The 849-nt window shown below is 41.7% G+C and carries 2 protein-coding genes; both read left to right on the forward strand.

The features are described 5' to 3' along the window. On the forward strand, positions 1-486 hold a 486-nt coding region (locus tag A3762_RS15695; RefSeq protein WP_197469298.1), incomplete at its 5' end, for an Hsp33 family molecular chaperone HslO. Between the two features lie 149 nt (positions 487-635). Then, positions 636-849, forward strand: a 214-nt coding sequence (locus A3762_RS15700; protein ID WP_156493500.1) for a phosphoenolpyruvate carboxykinase (ATP), incomplete at its 3' end; no start/stop codon positions are given.

Below are 849 nucleotides of genomic sequence, written 5' to 3' on the forward strand. Positions count from 1 at the left end.
TATCAAGGGATTGTGCCTTTAGAGCGATCGACGTTGGCTGAATGTTTGGCGCATTACTTTGATTTATCAGAGCAGCTAGATACGCATTTCATGTTTGCGAGTGATGACGAGTACTGTTATGGCTTGATGCTTCAAAAGCTTCCTGATTACAAATATATCGATGATCAAGATGCTTGGGATCGTGTTAGGCAGCTCGCTGAGACATTGAGCTTTGAAGAGGTCAAACAGAATGACAATGCGACTATCTTGCATCGTCTTTATCATGAAGAAAGTCTGCAAGTGTATGAGTCAGAGCCTGTGCGTTTTGAATGCACATGTTCCGAGGAGCGGTCTTTAAATTCTCTTTATTCTTTAGGGAAAGATGAGGCGCTGTCGATTCTTGATGAAGAGCCTGTGATAGGAATCGATTGTCAATTTTGTGGTGCGCATTACGAATTTGATCGCGAGCGTGTCAATGAGTTATTTAATGTCGGTAAGCCGCACTAATTGGTTATTCATTGAACACATAAAGCGCATAATGCTTGGCGTCTATTTTACTGTCGTTTTTTAATTGGCGATTTGTCATAATAGCGCCCCAATTTTATAAGGGTTTGGATTTTTCCAAGCCAGTTAGTTTTATTTTAGGTGAGGTCAAAGTGAGTAACACTTTTGTTGATCTAAGTTCAGCATTACTAGTTGAACATGCACTGGAGCGTAAAGAAGGCAGTTTAGCTGCTAACGGTTCTTTAGTTGTTACAACTGGTAAGAGAACTGGTCGCTCTCCAATGGACCGTTATATTGTTGAAGAGCCAAGCACGTCTGATGCTATTGGCTGGGGTCCGATCAACCGCCCTTTTGATGCGGATAAAT

The organism is Oleiphilus sp. HI0125 (genome assembly GCF_001635355.1).